The following is a 17,904-nucleotide window of genomic DNA, read 5'->3' on the forward strand; positions in this document are numbered from 1 at the left end:
TATCCGGTGCAGATGAGCGCCTGTTTTTTAATGCCTTTGCATTTAAACCTTACTTATACAGGAACTTTATCCTTCTTTTTCCTGTTTCTTGTGTAGGTAAATATTCCACCTACCAAAGCAAATCCAATAAATCCGATTCCTGCTGTCTTTATTGGTCCTTCACCTATTCCACCGGTTTTAGGCAGAGTATAAGGTGTTGTATGATTCCTTGTATTTGTGATTGTGATAGTACCTGAAGCTATTCCTCCCTGATCGTCGCTGTATGAGTCATCATAGTAATAACTTCTTACCTCCTTGGCAAAATACAACCATTTGTACTTCGTATATGTACCATCATCTTTTTTCACATACTCATACTTGGGAAGGTCTACAGTCTTACCCTCAGAGTTCACCATTGTATCAACTGTCCTTGTCCAATCCGGGCCTGTAAGAGTTACTGCTTCAGAAAAACTGTCATCCTCTTTACCTGTTAAGGATCCGGTAGTACTTGCCGCGTCAGGCGATGAAATGCTATATGTTACCATTGATTCATCACCGGTTCCAACGCTGTATATCAGATTGATCTCAGTGTTTTCAGTTATCGTTGTACTCCATGAAACTCTCTGAATCATATCAGCCACAACCATTTTTTCTGAAAAATTAACTGCATCGCCATTTATATAGAGATCAGGAATTTGCTTTGTCCATTGACCATTCCATACTGAAAACTCAAATGTAAGGACTGAACCATTCTCAACTGAAGGAAGTCCGATACTCTGAACACTCTTGCCACCGTTGCTGGAATCTCTTCTGACTATATTTAAATTCCAGTATCTGGATGAGTCATCGTTCACCAATGAACCATATCGTCTTCCAAGGACAACTTCTACAGAGTCAGGCTGAACCGAGTTGTCAGTATTGTCTTCATATACCCAGTCCTTATGCAGAGTAATTGATGTCCCTTCTTTTTCATTCTCAAAGAGAACATCAGATCCGCCGGATAAATACTTTCCTCCCAGATCTTCGAAGTTTTTTGGAACTGAGTAAGCTGTTTGTTCTCCTTCATCATTCATGATGCAGAAATACAGTTTTTTATTACTCTTAATGTATCCTTCCGGCTCTTTGATCTCTTCCAGATAATAAGCTGTGTTATAATCCAAATCCGAAATAGATACATGACCATCCATGGCTGTTCCAAGCTCTGTTCCCGTGCCCGTTGTGAATGTAAGCTTGGTATCTTTGAAGTCATCGGCGTCCGCATCATATTTATACAATGCAAAGCTTGCTCCGCTCAGATAAATATTGTAGTTATCTGCATCAACCTTATATAACTCAATTCCCTTGGCATTGAGATGACCTTCAGCATCCTGCAGCCAAAGTGCTTTATCAACGCTTACAGTATTCTTTTCAATGGCAATTCCATCCAGTGTCGCTGTATTTGTTGTGTATATATTGGCGTTCTTCTGACCGGAGAAATAGTAGTCATATGCTACGACAATGTGCATATTGTCAGGTATTGTAAGTTCCAAATTATTGATTACGCTATATAGATCTCCATTCCATTCATTTTCAGTAAGAAGCTCAGGATTTGTACTGCTGAGCTTATATGAATACTTTGAAGAATCCAGTTCAACTCTCTCCAGATCAGTGCCATCCTCAGCCTTAGGAACGTAGTATACCTTAAGAGAACCTTCAACCAGCTTGACACTGACATGGTTTGCGCCATCCTTCACAGTGTATCTGGTCTCCATAGAATCCCTAAGCGTGATCTCATCACCTTTTTCAAAAAGATTTGCTGCACCCGGATTAACATCAAGTTCATACTCAAGAGTATTTATCTTCCCTTCGACTGTATTTCCTTTCTTGGAAAGTGCAGTCTCAGTTTTTGTTATTGTCTGACCCTGGGTATCAAATCCCAATTTATTATCTTTCTCATCATGAAGATAAACGGTATTGTTAAAATAACCTGTATTGTTATTGGCACCCCAGTCATAATCAGACTTAATCTTTGCTCTTACTCTAAAGTAGTAGGTCTTTCCAAGAGCATTCTGTGTGTCAAAACTTATGACAATATTCCCCTCACTGTTAAAAGCTTTAGTGAATGACACTGAGCCCAGGGATGCACTTCCATCCGAAAGATTCTCAGCATTATTGAAACTGTCGTTGTCAGCCACTTCAAGTCCGTAAACCGTCTCCCCCTTAACAACAGTTTCTGTTATAAGTTCAACGTCTTTTGGGAGAATCTCAGTTATCTTTAAGTTTTCATAATCAGTGAGAGCAGGAACCGAAACTTTTATCTTCCATGTCAGAATTCCACTCCGATAAAGTGTATCGGTATAGTACTCATATTCTGAGTCACCAGCATTTCCCTGACCATCATATTTCATGAGCATAGGCTCGTATGTGGTCTTGTCTGTTGCTTTATAGTTCTTGGAGAAGACATAAGCAGTATTCTCAAATGTCTTTTGTGAAAGGCCATCGCCGATATACCCCTTTGTGTCATACTCTACCTCAAAATCATTATCTTTAAGATCTGCCTTGACAACTATACTGTAATTCTTGTAGCCGGTGGCAGAATCTCCGATGGTACATTGATCTCCTTTTGTAAGAACAACTTTGTCTTTTCCAAACCTGGCAGCAAATAGGTTATATACCCTTTCCAACTCACTTTCTTCAATCACTTCATTGCTGTCGGCTATCTCATCATAAAATGTCCAATACTCTTTGTTATCAGCACCTTCATTCCTGACTATTGGAGCTTTTAAGGTCACTTTCCAAGAAACAGTTACAGTTCCATCGCCATTAACAGACAACCCATTATTCTTTTTATCTATAACTGTCACATCTTGTCCAAGATAGTCGGACTCTGCTTTTACAGTATTACCACTGTCCGGCTTATCAGGATTTAATCTTATAGATGCCTCATTGACCAATTTACCGTATACAAGGTCAAAATCAGAATAATTATATTTATAGGTTATCTTGTAGGTGTTGTAATCCTCCTCCTCAAACTTATAAACGCCATCTGTTATATTCTTTTTGAAACTCGTTCCATCAGTAAGAGAAGTAAATGTCATCTCTCCTGAAAATGGAGTCAATACATCATTATAGCCATCCGAAGCTTTTGTGTAGATAATATCCTTTAGTGTATATCCCTTCAGATTCTTTTTATTTTCATTAAGTATAATTGTCCATGTTACTTCATGGTTGTCATCATCTACAGTTGCCTTTTTACTGATATAAGGCTGATTCCCTTCTATATCAGTCGTTATAATAGATGTCTTCTCTATTGTTTCATCAGATTTAACTGACGCCTTATTTTCAAGTATCTTTTTTTTGCTCTGATTCTTTAGTGTATCGGGAAGTTTATATGTATACTCAACAATGTAATATTCTTCTTGGTCAAGCTCCTCCAGGGACATGGTAAAGGTATTGTCATTCCTGGTTACAGAACCATTCTTGCTTGTTGCCGTACCATCTTTTGAATATTTTGTGACCGTAAGCGTGTTTATGTTTGTGGTTTTCAAGGCACTTGTCAATTCATTATCACCCTGAACAGACATAACATCATTTAGGGTAATGATGCCACCGGATCCATTTTTGGAACTGACTTTTATTCTGTATGCAATCGTTCCGTTACTCTCGTTGTATCCGCCTTTATTGTCATCAACGATCTTATCTACAGAAATATCCGAATTGTCTCCTGTAATGACTTTTACCTTGAAGGTTACATCATCAGAAAGCTTATACACTACCTCGTCTTCGCTTTCCTTTTTGTTATCCTTCACAGAAGCGTTAAAAGAAAAATCGCCTGTCATAGGAAGAGTTTCATTTAGTTTTGCAAATTCAGGATTAATAGTAAAATTAACCTTTGCGTTACTGCCATCAGCATCTCTGGAAATCTCAAAAGTTCCAATCTGTACTCCATCTCTGTATACTTTCCCATTGGGATGTGACCAGCTTGGAATTATACCGTATTGTGAAAGGTCATAACTAAATGTATTATTTGTACTGCTGATAGTCCCTACTCCAAGAACGAAGTCAGCATTAAATTTCACCTCGTCATTTTCATCGGCTTCAATTTTTTGAATATTTGAATCAGTGCTTTTATATGTAACCCCGTTTACGATCATTTCTGCATAGGTTACAGTCATACCCGGTGAACTGGTGTCTGTTCCACTGTTCGCTGTTCCCTCAGTAGCTATCTGTCCGTCTGCTGCATAAACCTTCAGCGGAGCAAACAGGTTAAAAAAACTGTCAAAAGCTGACGCCTGGAAACCACTCTCTTTTGCTTCATCAATGATTTCCTGTTTGACCTCTTCGTTAAACTCGATCTTTATGCCACCCTCACCGATAAGCTCAGCATTTCCCGAGCCATCCAGCATGGTAGTCTTTTCAATATCCACAAAATCAAGCTCCTTGGGAATTTCCAGCTTGATATCATCACTAAGCTTAGCTTCATCCGGAAGATCATAATTATATGTGATCCTGATATAATCACCTTTTACAACATCTTCCTTTGCAATTACTTCCCAGGTTCCATCCTCCAGTCTTCTCTCTATAACTGTGGATGTAACATAATCTGCCACGTTAACGCTGTCCGGAATATCAAGTCCAAGATCAGAAGCCGTTTTCTCTGTATTCTCTGTATTTTCTTTTTCTTCCTTATTTGCCTCTTCAGTAATAGGTGTATTTTCCTCAGCCACCTCCTGCTGTACTTCTGACGTGGCAACATCAGGCTCTGAAGCATCAACTACATCAGTATTCTCACCATCCCCGCTCATAGTCTCTTCGATAAGCTGCTGCTCATATTCAGCATCTGCCGTCTCCAGAATAAGTCCGACAGACTCTGCTCCTTCCTCAGTCATAGCAGTAGCGGGCTTGTTCAGAATATAAAGTGTGATTGTTCCTGTTAAAAGAGACAGGCAAAGAACGAATGCCAACCACTTTTTATAATTTGAATGTTTTCTTATGTAGTTTGCCGCGCGAGACTCATCAATTTTGCGCATCTTCCATACCCCTGTTTACTTGAAAACCTGTGGTTTTCTGTGAATTTTGTGTGAAACTCGTTAAATCTTTATAAACTCTGTGGTTTCAATCATGAAACAAATTGTATTTTACAAAATTAAATATTTGATATGATGCTTCGAAAACGTTTAAGTTGTCACCCCACAAAAGGGCAAAAAAATATATGCAGCTCAGAAGTCTTACATTCCGCCAAAGACATCAAAGGGATATACCCTGAAAAATATCTTTCCTATGAGCTGTTCTTTGGTGACACATCCTACAACACTTGATCTCGAATCTATGGATGCACTTCTGTGATCGCCTAAAACAAAATATCTGTTCTCCGGAACCTGATACGGAAACTCGATGTCCGTTGGCTCAAGGCTCCTGTCTGAAACATAGTCCTCGGGAAGTTCAACTCCGTTGACCGATACTACTCCGTTTTCATCAATGTTTATCCAGTCTCCCGGGGAGCCTAAAACTCTTTTAACCAAAACCTTGTTGTTGTAGTAGAACGCCATCAGATCTCCCGGTTCAAAAGAGCTTTGATTCTGAGCTATGACTATCTCTCCGGTCTGGAGGGTCGGTGTCATGGAATCTCCCGTAACCTTAAGTCCTGTCACAAAAAAACTTGAAATCAGGACCGACAGTGCTGCCACCGTTATTACAACGATCAGAGTATTTCGCAGAACCCTTCGGTATTCTTTTTTGCTGTTTACCCTCTTAAGCTCTTTTCTCAGATCTTCAACAGAAGGCTTAATGTTCTGTTCTTCACTCATCCGTTTTTGCCTTGTCCTTAATCGTCTTTAAGTAGATATCTGCTGCCTTCTGAGCTGATTCCAGGATTCCTCCGATCAGGAGCGATGCCTCTGCGAGGTTTCCGGCTTTCTTTATCTTGGATAATGAATCATCAACCTGAAGCTGAAGTTCATTTTTTTCTCCTTCAAGTCTGGCCTTGAGTCCTTCAATGTCTTTCTCGTACTTCTCTTGCAGCTGAGCTTTTTGTTCAGCAAACTTAGCTCTCATCTCAGCCTTTTCTTCATCGAAGTTCTTAAGAAGTGCGGCTCTTTCTTCGGCCATCTGCTGTTGCATTGCGAGCTTTTCACGCTCGAGTTCTTCCTTGTATTCCTGTTCGTGTCTCTTAGCTGCTTCGGCTTCCTCCGAGAAATTGATCATCATCTCAAGTAGGTCTGCTCTGCTAAGTTTCTTAAGATTAACTTCTGCCATCTTGGCCTTCCAAATCTGTTATTTGTTTTTGTGCTCTGCACAAAAAAGGTACCATGCCCGAACTAATCCGCATGATACCTATAATTGCAAAAATTGCGCAAAAATAAGGCATACGCAAAATAGTCCGATCGTACGTAGGACATTACTAGTACTAAAATTCCAAAAAAATAGACCAACCGTTTACCCCTAAACAGCCCTGGTCATTTTCTATGGCACCGTTTCCTCCAGCACCAGCAACTGGCTGTCTTGTCACATGTTATATGTGTTAAGACCCTTTAGCTTTGCGTCACCATCTCACGATGGCTTTGCCTTTATCCTGCTAAAAAAACTTAGCTCAAGAAAATAGAACTACCCTACACACAATTACTTTTAATCACGTTCCCCTTATCGCGTGAATCCAATATATAACATATTTTGAATATTGACAATAATTTTTTTCACAAAATGTTCACAGTTTCCAAAAGCAAAGAGCTGGAATGTGCTCCAGCTCTTTGATATAGAATTTCAAAAAATTTTAACTTTTTTATGGTTTCCTCTTTTTTGACGTTTTATCGTTTTATCGCTTTAGTCCTTTAAGTATCTGCAGCATCTCATCAGAAGTTGTGATAACTCTGCTGTTTGCCTGGAATCCACGCTGTGTTGTGATCATGTCAGTGAACTCTTTTGCAAGATCTATGTTACTTCCCTCCAGTACTCCGCTGTTCATGTAACCGCCGTCCTTGGTGATATCCTGGATCATGGCTGCACCTGAGTTAAGAGATGCCTGGTAGAGATTATCTCCAACCTTCTCAAGGCCCATGGCATTTGAGAACTCAGCTACTGCTATCTGAGCCTTCTTGATGGTCTGGCCGTTTGAGTAAGTTCCGTAAACCGATCCGTCGGTTCCGAAGGAAAGACCTGTGAGCTCTCCGCGAGGGAAGCCCTTCTGAAGTCCCTTGGTATCACCCTTGTATGCATAGATAGTAGATGCGTGACTTGTTGAACCACCGGCAAAGTTTGTAGTATTGGAAAGATCCAGTTCAAAGGATCCAACGCCCTCAACATTCATGGTCAGGGATCCGCTGGGCACTACCTTACCCTTCTCATTCTTTGAATAAGTAATTGTTGAGCCATCCTTTGTTGCTGAAGAGATGATACCTGTGTGCTTATCATAAGCAAGCTCTATCTCGTTAGTGTCTTTTCCGCCAACAGGATTACCGTATTCATCAGCAACCGATGCAAGCTTCATGTTAAAGGTGCTTATATCATCATCGCCGCTATCGGTGATATTGAACTTAAGAGTATACTTTCCGCCGTCGTCTCCGTACACCTCAAGTAAAAGAGCTTTTCCCTCAGCCAGAGTAGCATCCTCGCTGTCGAGATTGCCCTTCATGTATGTGGCCTTGGTTCCCTCTCCGTCCATATAGTCAACCATCTTGGTTGTGATGTTTCCATCCTCATCTGTCTCAGTAACTGGCTTTCTGTCGATGAGTCTGAGCTTTGTAACAGCTGCTCCGTCAGCAACTCCGCCATCTCCCATAACACCCATTACATAGTATCCGTTGTTCTGGGTTACAAGATCACCCTCAGCATCGATTGAGAATGAACCGTCTCTGCCGTAGTTGAGGATCTGGCTGTCAGGGCTGATGATAAAGAATGATGGTCCTGTGATCATCAGATCCATTACATTGTTGGTTGTGATGGCTGAACCCTGTGCTGCAATATTTGTATATACAGAACCGAGCTTTGATCCAAGACCGACCTGAGCTATATTGGTAGCTGCAACTCTCTGGCCTGCTCCTGTTCCCTCTTTTACTGTCTGATAAAGAACATCCTGGAAGCCGGTAGCCTGTGATTTATATGCAGTTGTATTAACATTGGCAATATTGTTACCAATGACATCCATTTCAAGCTGATGGGTTTTAAGTCCGGCGACAGCCGACCACATTGATCTCATCATAGTACACGTACCTCCAAAACTATTATAAGGCTCTTCATTCGTACATCCGTGTACCTAAGTGAAATCCCTTTTCCGAAGATTTTTGCATATCAAAAGATAGACAGAGATATTCCGTCATAGTTTTTATCGAACGTTCGTATCAATAACTTTAGGGCAAAATCAAAACTTTTTGATATTATTTTTATACACATATTGCATATTAAGTGTATAATTGGTGAAAAGACCATGAACATGGGAGATCAAATATCTATGGATTTCAATCAGAATAAAAATTCACCGGAACTTAAGAATGAGATAAAAGACATCGTAGATCTTATTCTCTCCGACTATGAGAAGGGACGCGACGTCGACAAGATGGACGTCTACAATCAGCCCGATCGCGACGCGGTAAAAGACATTGTTATCAAGCTCATTCGTATTATTTTCCCAGGCTATTACAGGGACAAGGTTTACAAGAGCTACAACGACAACAACAGGATCGCCGTTGTAATCGAAGACGTTATCTACAACCTGCAGAAGCAGATTGCCATCGCCTTCCACCACAGTTCCGAATATTTAAATGCAACAGACAGTACTCTCGACTGCGGAGCAAGATGCATAACTCATGAGTTTTTCAAGCAGCTCCCCAAGATCAGAGAGTACGTGGACACAGACCTTCAGGCCTGCTATGACGGAGATCCGGCAGCGTACAGTAAGGGTGAGATCATCCTCTCCTATCCCGGGCTCACAGCATCTACCATCAACAGGATTGCCCATGAGCTCTATATTCTGAAAGTGCCGCTCATCCCGAGAATGATGACTGAGTATGCTCATTCCAAAACAGGTATAGATATTCATCCCGGCGCAACCATCGGCAAATACCTGATGATCGATCACGGAACCGGAATCGTTATCGGTGAGACTTCAATTATAGGTGACAACGTCAAGATATATCAGGGAGTAACAATCGGTGGTCTCTCAACCAGAGGTGGCCAGCAGCTCAAAGGAGTTAAGCGTCATCCCACAATTGAAAACAACGTAACTATTTACGCAGGAGCTTCAATCCTGGGAGGCGAGACCGTCATCGGAGAAGGCTCTGTCATCGGAGCTAACGCCTTCATCACATCATCCGTTCCCGCAGGCAGCAAGATCAGCATGCAGAACAGGTAACTTAAACAAACTCACAACTTGCAAAGATATTATTGACCGCAGCATGGTACTCACCCTTGCTGCGGCTTTTTCTTATAGTCTTAAGGCACTTATCGCAGTCTTTGAAATGTACATGCAGAAACGCCCAATGCTCTAGCATCTTGAAGATGACATTCCTATCTTCGGGGATATATTCAGCATAAGCAGCATAGAGCCTATCAAGATATTCCTTAAGCTCCCCGGGCTTTAGTCCTTCTCCGCCTTTTAGCTGCCTTACAAGGGATGGATCAGTCAAAAGACCTCTTCCAATCATCACATTATCGAAGGTAAGTTTTTTCGTTTCTTCTATATTAATAGTAGAAACGTTTCCATTGTAGCAAATATCAGCTTTTCCTCCATTTGACTTATAAGCTGAAACAGCTCTTTCAAATGCATCGTATCTTGGACTTCCGCTGTAGAAATCTTCTCTTACCCTTGCGTGGATCGTCAGCTCTTTTACCGGATATTTTGCATAAATATTCATGAGATTTTCCGCCTCGGCCTCATCCTTAAATCCAAGCCTGGTCTTTAATGACACCTTGGGAAAAGAATCTTTTTCTATCCCTTCAAATATCTCATACAGCATCTCATCCAGGTACTCTATATCCTGCAAAAGACCTGCTCCCTTATGCCTGTTTACAACCGTTGGAGCAGGACAACCAAGGTTTAAATTGACCTCTTCATATCCAAGCTTTTCCATCTCTCCTGCTGCCCATAGAAAGTCCCCTGCATTTCCTGCCATTATCTGCGGAACTACCTGATTTCCATAGTCACTAAAGGAATAGTTCTTGTCGGGAAGCACATCTTTCTTTTCCCTGTTCTTAAAGTGATGTACGCTTGTTGCAGTTAAAAAAGGCGTGAAGTACTTGTCTACTCCATCGCCCATTATCTCTTTGTGTATATTGCGGAGGGGATAAAGAGTTATCCCCTCCATAGGTGCATAGTAAAATTTCATTCCGGACTCTCGTATTTCTTCTCAAATTCTTCCACCGGCATCGGCTTATCGAAATAGTATCCCTGGAACATCCTACACCCCATATCCTGCAGGAATTCCAGCTGCTCCAAGGTCTCAACGCCCTCGGTGACGACACTCATACCAAGCTCATGCGCCATGTCAATGGTATAGTTTAGTATAACCCGTGCTCTGTTCTGATTCTCGGTTTTCCTCAGGAACCCCATATCAATCTTGAGCACATCGGCATTAATATCTTTTAACATATTGAGAGAAGAATATCCAGACCCAAAATCATCAATCTCAACCTTAAAGCCTGCCTTTTGCAGTTCAAGTATGAGCTTTGCGCACTTGGTTACATCAGAAGTTACCGCCGTCTCCGTAATCTCAATATTTAGAAGTGCCGGGTCAATCTGGTATCGGTTTATCAGCTCAGTGAATTCCTTCTTGATATCGAGATAATACAGATCTTTTGGTGATACATTTACCGAGATCTGGATCCGATCCCTCTCAGTGTCCTTCCACTTTGCAAGCTGAAGAGCCGCCAGTTCCCATATATACCTGTCAAGCTTGTAGATAAGGTCAGCCCTCTCAAGTACATCAATGAATACTCCGGGCTGGATCAGACCGTTATCCGGATGCATCCACCTGGCAAGAGCTTCTGCTCCGAATATCCTTCCGTCAGAATAAACCTGTGGTTGCAGATAGATTCCAAACTGCCTGTTGATGATGGCAAAGTCAAAGCTTGATAAGATCTCTTTTTCCAAAAGAGCATTGACCATCATCTCATCGCTGTACCAGGCTATCTCGCATACGCCATCTTTCTTGATGGACTTGCAAGCCATATAAGCCCTGTCACACATAAGGGTTATGTCCATTGTAGGGTCTGTGATCTCATAGATTCCAATCTGCATGTGAAGGGAATATGACTTGCTGGTAACCTTACTGGTAACCTCTCTTACAAGCTTCTTAAAGTCCTTCTCAACGAACCTTTCCTTCGGCATGCAAATAGCAAAGTGATCGCCGTTTATCCTTCCGTAGATATCATCCTCTTTGACATGCTGGATCATCAGATCGGCGATATTGATAAGGATATCATTACCCTTCTCCAGACCAAAGAGCTGGTTAAAGAGCTTGAAATCCTTGATATTTGAATACAAAAGAATATATCTTTTATCTGTTTCTCTGAGCCTGTTCTGGGCAGCCTCTTTAAAACCTTCCCTGTTATAGAGTGTTGTCAGCTCATCATGTGTAAGCCTGTACTGCTCTCCGGTTCCGTTCTCAACAATATCCGACAGGTTCTGGATCGTGTACATATAACCGATAGGCTTATTGTTAGAATCCAGAAGATATCTGTAACGAACCCTGTACAGGCGCTCCCTCTCCTGACTCTCAAAAAGCCTTGTCCAGGCAGCTGAGCTCTGCTCAATACCAAGGCTGTTCATCCAGTCCTTAAAAGCTTTATATACGCTCTCTAAACTGAACTCCGCATGGAGCAAACTAAAGGCGTGCCGATTGGCATAGACACACTTTCTGTTGACATCAAGAAAGATTATGCCCAGGCCCATCTGTTGCACGCCAAAGTTAAGAAGTCTGGCAATAGTTGCCGGCTCCACAGTTTCATCTACATAGTATGCATTTTCCCCAAAAGTTTTATCTGCATCCATAATGTAATTTTACTGTTTTTTCGAAATAAAATCTATCTTATTTTGATTTATTTTGTAATTCAGCTTCTTCTGTTGTGCCTCTCAAGTGCCCACCAGACAAGGACAAGGGCTACAATCGCAAGCAAAAAAAGATACTGAGTCTTTATGGCAAATCTCGAGTGCTCACGACTGCCATTTTCCTTGCCATCCTGATAAAGGATAAGCGTTGTTCCGACATCTCGTGTACTGATTGAAAGTGTGTCAGCCTCCTCATCCACATCCTTTTCAAGCTCGCATACACCCATGACATTGGTCATGGCATAGTAAACACGCTTTTCTGCCACAAGATATCTGGGAATCTCATACTGAAACTCCACTTCATCATAAAGAGTATCTATTTCGCTTTTTTCTCCACCGCTGACACTCTTTTCCGCCTCAACTTCAAAATATACTCCGCTGTTTAAAGAGCCTGTCAGCATCTCTGCCTTTTCTATTCCTTCCTCAAAGCGCTGAACCTCATCTTCGTCATCAAGTTCATCGGTCATGGAATACCTGAATTCCAAAGCAGCATTGCTTCCCTCACTGATCTCTTCCAATTCTCTGGCAGTAAAGCAAGCCTCTACAGCTTTGTAATAGTCGCCAAACCTGATCTCGGGCGCAGCTACTTCAATTTTGCTCTGAGAGCTCTCCATTATCGTTACGGTTCCTGTACCATATGTAAGCTGAGTTGTTTCCTGCATCTATCCCTCCGGACAAATTCGTCTTAATCTGATTATACAACAGAAAAAGCCCGCTAAAAAGCGGGCCTGTACTATCTGTTATTTTGACAGGAAATTTTGAACTTCCTCTTTCTTTGGCATTACCGAAAGCGCTCCTCTTCTGGTGGTGATTATAGAAGCTGCAGCATTTGCAAAATCAAGGCACGAAAGGAGCTTATCCTCACTTAAGTCCTCAAGACCGTTTTTGCAGACATAATCGATTGCACAGGCACAGAATGTATCTCCTGCTCCTGTTGTCTCAATTGTGTCAGGATTTCTGTAGCCATCTTTCTTAACCACCATGTCTTTATACAGGGCCATGCTTCCGTCAGGACCAAGTGTAGCAAAAACTAATGGTATATCGAATTCCTCTTTAATCTGTCGGGCACCATCAAGGACATCACTCATCCCTGTAAAGAGCTCAACTTCATTGTCTGATATCTTTAGAATATCGCAGTTCTCAAACCCGTATCTCATGGCCTCTAAAGCCTTTTCTTCCGACTCCCACAGAGGTGCTCTGTAATTGGGATCAAAAGAGATCAAAGCTCCGCTTTTCTTTGCATGAGCAATTGCAAGCTTTGTTGCTGCAGCTGCCGGTTCATCTGTCATGGAAAGCGTTCCGAAATGGAAAACTTTTGTTTCCTCCAAAAGCTCTTTTACCCTGTCCACATCACCTTCGCTCAGCATCATATCTGCGCCGGGCTTTCTGTAGAAAGAAAAGTCGCGATCACCGTTTGCAAGCTTATTTACAAAGGCCAGGGTTGTGTGCACTTCGCTGTCCAGGAAAAGACCTCTCGTATCAATTCCCTGCTTCTCAACTCTCTCTTTCAGCATCCTTCCGAAGAAGTCATCGCCGACTTTACCGATGAACGCTGTCTTGTTTCCAAGATTCTCCAGCATGGACAGCACGTTACAGGGTGCGCCTCCGGGATTAGCCTCGAACATGGGATTTCCCTGCTCGCTTTCGGCATTGTTGGTAAAATCTATAAGTAGCTCACCAAGGGCAACTACGTCAAATTTACTCATTTGTCTTTCCTTTCAAGCTCGTACATCTCTACATCCATATTCAGCTCTCCAACAGCTTTAAAGCTGATGCCTTCGGCCTTTACGTCAGTGAGAACAACCATTGACATAACCTGCTCTCCGTCATTTATGAACAGCTCCATGGAGTAACGGTCAAGGATGAGTCTGAGCTTTATGTTTCCTTTGTTATTTGCCACTCTGCATCTTCTCTGATGCACGATGGCTCTTCTGCTGCCGGAATGCTTTCTGTCTATCTTTACAATGTTAAGCTCGGGATCATACTCAACTGTTGAGTATGCCTTACCATTATCTGCAAAGCGAACTTCAAACTTCTTGTAGGAAAGCTCATCCGATAAGCTGCTGACATTTATTGTCATGTCTATGCATCTGCCCTCAATACTTGAGAGTGATACGCTGTCAGATACAAGTACATTTTGTCTGCTTATTCTTTTGCCGTAATAGTTTTCAATCTCTCTGACGGGTTTCTGGATCAGCTTGCCACCTCTAAGGCTGATCTCCCTCGGGAAACTCATCTGACCAAACCAAGGGAAATCATCGCGCCTTATGCCACAGGTATCCCAGTTCTGCATCCATCCGATCATCACTCTTCTGCCGTCATCTGTAAGGATTGTCTGAGGTGCATAGAAATCGATTCCGTAATCAACTGCCTGGCAATTCTCCTCACAAAAATCGCCTTTTTCGTTGAAGGCACCGATCACACATAGGGTTCCGTTTCCGTTGTGGAACTCAAGCTCCTCGGGCAGCATGTCCTGCGGGCTTGTGAGAAGGAGCTGCTTACCGTCAAGTGAAAAGTAATCAGGGCACTCCCACATAACGCCGAATCTGTGGTTGTTCTTGATCACCAGCTTATCATAGGTCCACTTAAAGCCGTCCTCGCTGACAAACTGAAGTATCTGGCCATCCTTGTCCACAGTCTTGTTTCCGACTACCATGTAGTACTTGCCGTTTTCTCTCCATACCTTAGGGTCTCTGAAGTCGAATTTGCCTGCGCCTTCAGGAAGTACATCCGCTGTGATAACAGGATTTCCCTCATATTTCTTGTAATCTGTTCCATCCCCAACTGCAACACACTGCGTCTGATACTCTAAGATCTCTCCATTCTCTCCCTGTACCTTGTTAACTCCGGTGTAAACAAGGAGCTGTCTTCCATCTTCCATCTCGATGGCGCTTCCGGAAAAACATCCGTCCTTGTCGTACTCTTCATCCGGTGCCATTGCTGCCGGAAGATATTCCCAGGTTATAAGATCAGAGCTCTTTGCATGCCCCCAATGCATCGGTCCCCAAACCGTATCGTAAGGGTAATACTGGTAAAAGAGATGGTACTCTCCCTTATAGCTGCTAAAACCGTTGGGATCATTCATCCATCCGCATCTGGGAGTCAAATGAAACTTAGGTCTTTGCTCCTCAGGGATAGCCAGCTCTTTCTTAACTTCATATTCCCTTGCCTTATCTAATTTGCCACTCATATTAATCCTTAATCCTTTTTACCAATTACTTAATTTAGAGCTAAAAATCGGGGAGGAGATTTCTCCTCCCCGGGTACTGATTCTTATTTGTAGAACTCATCGAGGTACTTCTGATAGATTGAGAGGTAATTCTCAAGTCCGTAAGCATCTACCTGCTTAAGGTACTCATCCCAATCGCTGTCAGAAAGTCCGTTCATAACGAAGTTACTTCTGCTTGTGTTGATGTAGCTGATAAGATCCTGCTGGATTGTTGTAAGCTTCTCTGTGTCATCAGCTGTCATGAATACGTTAGGATATACATACTTGCAGTTCATATCATCTGTGTAGTACTCCTTGATCCAGTCAAGACGATACTGAGCATCATCAGGGCATGTAACATATACACCGTAGTACTCGTCAAGGATTGCAAGAGGTCCGCCTACAGCCTCAGCCTCACGAACTTCAACAGGTGAAGCATCGCCAAGAGGTGCGTGCTTGAGCATCTTCTCACCGTTTGCGTTCTCTGAAAGCTCGAAGATATCGAACTCATCATCCTCGCCGTAAGTTCCCCAGTTGTTCTGAGGTGACTGGAATGGATCATACATAAGGTCAAGCCATGCACAAACAAATGCAGGGTTGTCGCACTTTGCTGTGATAACACATCTGCCTCTGTCAAATCCGGAAGTGAATGAACCGTTCATAGGTGTTACGTTTGTTGTGTCTGCCTTAAGTGCAGCAAGTGGCTCGAAGTCTTCAAGGTTGTCGATGTTAGCAACATCCCATGTGAAGCATACGCCGTATCTGTGTGACTTACCCTTTGCTACATATGTTGACCAATCCTGTGTAAAGCACTCAGGGTCGATAAGTCCCTCTTCATAGAGCTTGTGAAGCCACTGCATACCTGACTTAAATCCGTCCTGTGTAGCTGTGCAGATAACCTTCTTGTCATCTGTTACTGCGATGTGCTGTCCTATATCGTTGTCACCATATCCCTCGCCAAAGCCGTTGATAAGAAGGCTTGGATCCTGATCGTTCATGATGCAGCTCATAGGGATGATGTCACCCTCGATGCCGAACTCTGCCTGAAGCTCTGAAGCATGGTCTTTAAATGCCTTAAGAACTTCTTCGAACTCATCAACTGTTGTGGGCTTCTCAAGTCCAAGGAAGTTAAGCCACTTTGTGTTGATGTATGTGAAGTTGTTACCTACTGTCTGGATAGCTGTCTTGTTTGATCCGAGCTGCTCGATCCATGGAAGAGCCCAGATATGTCCCTCTGAATCCTCACACATTGTGCGGTACTCAGGATACTTGTCAAACACTGCCTTAAGGTTAGGCATGTTGTTGTCAATGTAATCCTCTAAAGGAAGGATAACTCCCTGATCTGCATATCTGATAAGATCTGAATTGCTGAAGCCTGCATTGAAGACCATATCAGTAAGAGTGCCCTTGTTGGCCATGTTAAGCTGGATCTTGTCTCCCCACTGATCATTTGAAATTGCTGTCCACTCAACATGTACATTTGTAGCCTCTTCAAGTCTCTTGAAGATGGTTCTCTTATTAGGATCTGACTCTGTTCCTGATGGATAACTGATGGTACCTGTTATGGTAACCTGATCTGCCAGCGGGAAGCTGATGCCATCTGCTGACACTTCAGCTGAGCTGCTTGATGCTGCCCCTTTGCCACAGCCTGCGAGCATGCTTACTGACATAGCTGCTACAAGGGCTGCACTGAGTAACCTTGATGTTTTCTTTTTCATTTTCCTCTCCTTTTAAACCTTCTTTTTTTATTAGATCATCCCTGTATAACCGGGATGTTCTCCCACTACGTTAGCCTTTTACTGAACCAACCATGATTCCAGAGTCGAAATACTTCTGGAAGAACGGATACATCACAACCAGCGGAAGGCTGGAAACGATGATCGTTGCGTATTTAAGGAGCTCTGCTAGCTGTGCTCTCTGAGCTGTACTCTGCATGTCCGCGATCATTCCGGGATCAGGCTCATTCTGGATAAGTATTGCCCTGAGCACCAGCTGAAGTGGCTGCTTGCTGGCTGAGTTCAAATAGATCATGGCGTCAAAGTAGCTGTTCCACATTCCTACAAACTGCCACAGTGTAAGTACGGCGATAAGGGGTGTACACACCGGAAGCAGAATTCTGAAGAAGAACACCAGCTCATTCGCACCGTCAACATCCGCTGCTTCTCTGAGCTCAGTGGGAATACCTTTGTAATAAGTTCTTGCAATTATCATGTTCCATACACTAAAGGAACCGGGAAGGATTACAGCCCACATGCTGTCCAAAAGTCCCATGTTACTGATAAGAAGGTATGTAGGGATAAGTCCGCCACCAAAAAACATTGTGATAATGAAGATTGTGTTGAAGATCTTTTTTCCCTTAAAATCATCCCTGGACATGGGGTATGCACACAGCAGTGTGATAAATACAGAGATTGCTGCAAACAGAACCGAGTACAGGACTGCGTTAAAGAATCCGGTCCAGATCTGTGAGTTTGACATTACTCTCTCGTAAGCTGTTAAAGTCCATTTGCTTGTATCAAAAACTATACCCTTGTTCTGCAGCGTTATCGGATCCATGAAGGATGCGATGATAATGTAAACTACCGGTCCGATAATAGCTGCTACGAAAAGCCCCAATAGTACGTATCCTGTTAAAAGAAATATCTTATCCCCAATGGAAGCTCTCGCGAATTCACTCTTTTTCATGCTAAGTGTCTTTTCC

Annotated in this window: 12 protein-coding genes and 1 riboswitch; of the genes, 1 reads left to right on the top strand and 11 read right to left on the bottom strand. The window is 42.6% G+C overall.

Annotated features, from left to right (window positions below; all coding sequences use genetic code 11):
* Positions 1–53: 53 nt before the first annotated feature.
* From G633_RS0115095 to G633_RS19540, 4 genes are all read right to left on the bottom strand, one after another.
* On the bottom strand, positions 54–4,988 hold the full coding sequence (locus G633_RS0115095; protein WP_026520431.1) for an LPXTG cell wall anchor domain-containing protein: 4,935 nt from the start codon (positions 4,986–4,988) through the stop codon (positions 54–56).
* 198 nt (positions 4,989–5,186) lie between these two features.
* Positions 5,187–5,765 (bottom strand): signal peptidase I, encoded by a 579-nt coding sequence (gene lepB, locus G633_RS0115100; protein ID WP_026520432.1) that lies wholly within the window; start codon positions 5,763–5,765, stop codon positions 5,187–5,189.
* Positions 5,758–6,213 (bottom strand): hypothetical protein, encoded by a 456-nt coding sequence (locus tag G633_RS20185; RefSeq protein WP_196804279.1) that lies wholly within the window; start codon positions 6,211–6,213, stop codon positions 5,758–5,760. Before G633_RS20185 ends, lepB begins: the two co-directional genes overlap by 8 nt.
* A 229-nt stretch (positions 6,214–6,442) precedes the next feature.
* Positions 6,443–6,533: riboswitch (cyclic di-GMP riboswitch) on the bottom strand.
* A 236-nt stretch (positions 6,534–6,769) separates the two neighbouring features.
* Positions 6,770–8,152 (bottom strand): flagellar hook protein FlgE, encoded by a 1,383-nt coding sequence (locus G633_RS19540; RefSeq protein ID WP_022767491.1) that lies wholly within the window; start codon positions 8,150–8,152, stop codon positions 6,770–6,772.
* A gap of 249 nt (positions 8,153–8,401) precedes the next feature.
* Between G633_RS19540 and epsC the strand changes: the two genes are divergently transcribed.
* Positions 8,402–9,301 carry a serine O-acetyltransferase EpsC gene (gene epsC, locus G633_RS0115115; protein ID WP_051200287.1) on the top strand — a complete coding sequence of 300 codons (900 nt, stop codon included), beginning with the start codon at positions 8,402–8,404 and terminating at the stop codon, positions 9,299–9,301.
* Position 9,302: 1 nt separating this feature from the next.
* On the opposite strand, the gene G633_RS0115120 is transcribed toward epsC, so the two are convergent.
* The 7 genes from G633_RS0115120 to G633_RS0115150 form a co-directional block, all read right to left on the bottom strand.
* Positions 9,303–10,274, bottom strand: coding sequence for a tRNA dihydrouridine synthase (locus G633_RS0115120; RefSeq protein WP_026520435.1), 972 nt, complete (start codon positions 10,272–10,274; stop codon positions 9,303–9,305).
* Positions 10,271–11,938: a putative bifunctional diguanylate cyclase/phosphodiesterase gene (locus G633_RS18720; RefSeq protein WP_051200290.1), complete on the bottom strand. Its 1,668-nt coding sequence runs from the start codon at positions 11,936–11,938 to the stop codon at positions 10,271–10,273. Before G633_RS18720 ends, G633_RS0115120 begins: the two co-directional genes overlap by 4 nt.
* Before the next feature lie 59 nt (positions 11,939–11,997).
* Complete coding sequence (locus tag G633_RS0115130; RefSeq protein ID WP_026520436.1) at positions 11,998–12,657, bottom strand: hypothetical protein; 660 nt, start codon at positions 12,655–12,657, stop codon at positions 11,998–12,000.
* Positions 12,658–12,735: 78 nt separating this feature from the next.
* Complete coding sequence (locus tag G633_RS0115135; RefSeq protein WP_026520437.1) at positions 12,736–13,701, bottom strand: carbohydrate kinase family protein; 966 nt, start codon at positions 13,699–13,701, stop codon at positions 12,736–12,738.
* Complete coding sequence (locus G633_RS0115140) at positions 13,698–15,185, bottom strand: glycoside hydrolase family 32 protein (RefSeq protein WP_026520438.1); 1,488 nt, start codon at positions 15,183–15,185, stop codon at positions 13,698–13,700. The genes G633_RS0115135 and G633_RS0115140 overlap by 4 nt, the downstream gene beginning before the upstream one ends.
* Positions 15,186–15,268: 83 nt before the next feature.
* Positions 15,269–16,921, bottom strand: a complete 1,653-nt coding sequence (locus tag G633_RS0115145; protein ID WP_026520439.1) for an ABC transporter substrate-binding protein — start codon at positions 16,919–16,921, stop codon at positions 15,269–15,271.
* 70 nt (positions 16,922–16,991) lie between these two features.
* On the bottom strand, positions 16,992–17,888 hold the full coding sequence (locus G633_RS0115150) for a carbohydrate ABC transporter permease (RefSeq protein WP_026512345.1): 897 nt from the start codon (positions 17,886–17,888) through the stop codon (positions 16,992–16,994).
* Between the last annotated feature and the right edge of the window lie 16 nt (positions 17,889–17,904).

It is taken from the genome of Butyrivibrio sp. FCS006 (assembly GCF_000424525.1).
Classification (GTDB): Bacteria; Bacillota; Clostridia; order Lachnospirales; family Lachnospiraceae; genus Butyrivibrio.